The sequence below is a fragment of the Eggerthella sp. AM16-19 genome (genome assembly GCF_003474385.1).
Taxonomy (GTDB): Bacteria; Actinomycetota; Coriobacteriia; order Coriobacteriales; family Eggerthellaceae; genus Senegalimassilia.
Genome location: NZ_QUCY01000009.1, coordinates 1 through 1,469, shown reverse-complemented (window position 1 = coordinate 1,469; position 1,469 = coordinate 1). Strand labels below are relative to the sequence as shown.

The 1,469-nt window shown below is 60.4% G+C and carries 1 protein-coding gene; it reads right to left on the bottom strand.

Annotation, left to right across the window (positions count from 1 at the left end):
- Window positions 1-281: 281 nt before the first annotated feature.
- Window positions 282-1,430 (bottom strand): serine/threonine protein kinase, encoded by a 1,149-nt coding sequence (locus DW178_RS04640; RefSeq protein WP_118349913.1) that lies wholly within the window; start codon window positions 1,428-1,430, stop codon window positions 282-284.
- Window positions 1,431-1,469 lie beyond the last annotated feature (39 nt).

Below are 1,469 nucleotides of genomic sequence, written 5' to 3'. Positions count from 1 at the left end.
GCGAACCTGGATAGGAGAATCTGAACCCCCATCAACTTTACGCCGTCAATCAAGAGTTGACTCTGTACTACTTGGTGAAATTGAGGTAAAATTCTCATTGATGGCCCCGGGGCTTCGAATAAAGGCATAAGGAGATGCCGCTGCAACGGCTACCTTTGATCCGAAGCCCTAGGATTTCTTTGCGCACTATTGCGCGAGTAAATGCTTTGTTCTTATTCCCGCCCGGACGATTTTTATCGTCCGGGCGGTTTTCATATTCAAACGAACGCTAGGCGGTTAGCCTAGTCCTCCCACATCTCCGGGTGGATGAGCGTGCAGTCCTTGACGCGGTTCGGGAAGTAGTCGAGGCACTCGCCCTCGCGGTAGACGTCAGCGGTGGAGCAGTGCAGGCCGCCGCCGAACGGATAGGCGTCGCGCAGGTCAACGGGGATGACGTTCATGCCGAGCTGGTCCATCTGCTCCTGCTGGTTGACCTCGGAGGCCTCGACGATGACCGTGGAGGGATCCAGGACCAGGCAGTTCATGGACAGCCACACGGAGCTGTAGCACAGCGCGGGCGGCTCGTCATGGGCGGGCTGGGCGGCGTCGACGATCTGCCAATCGTTGGCCTCGAAGATGTCCTTCTGGCCCTCGGCGGGATGACGATGCGGGTTGTTGATGATCAGGCCCGGGCGCAGCGGCACGAAGGTGGCGTCGATGTGAATCGGGTACGGGTCGCCCGGGAAGTTCATGGCATGGATGCGGTACTCGGGATAGTAGCGCTGGAACCACTCCATGGCGGTGCGGTTGGTGGTCAGGCCGTGCTGGATGAAGATATCCTTGCCCATGCGCATGAGGTCGGCGGCGTCCCACATCGGCTCGACTTCGGTGGTCACGAAGTCCTTGTTGGCGGTACGGACGAGGCGCTCTTCCAGGGTGATCTTCTCGTCGTAGTAGTTGTGCTTGTAGGAAGCGTCGGTCAGACGAGGACGGGGAGCCTGGGTCCACAGGAACTCGGGATCCTCATCGAAGTACTGCTTCATGAGCGGCCAGTAGGCCAGGTACTCGAAGTAGCGGCAGCGGAAGGAGTTGGCGGAAGCCATGATCTCGTTGCCGACGGTCAGCAGGATGTCGCGCGGAGGCATGCAGGTCATCATGGAATCGTTGCGGAAGTCCGGCGTGCCGATGGCCTGGTTCCACTGCAGGGGCGTCGGGCGGTCGACGACGACGCCGCGCTCCTCGACGGCCTTGACCAGGTTCTCGAGGCACTCGTTGCCGCGCTCGACGGTGCGCAGCGGGCGCAGGCCCCACATGCCGCGCATCTCGGAGTCGACCGGCACCTTCTCAGAGGTTGCGGGCTCCTCGGGCGGGATCATGGAGTTATCGCAGCGGCCAACGATGACGCGCTTCAACGGATCCCAGTCGTTCCAAGAGTTGACAATCTTCGCCATGACTGTCTCCTTTCTTTGAAGGTGCTTCCTACACCTTCA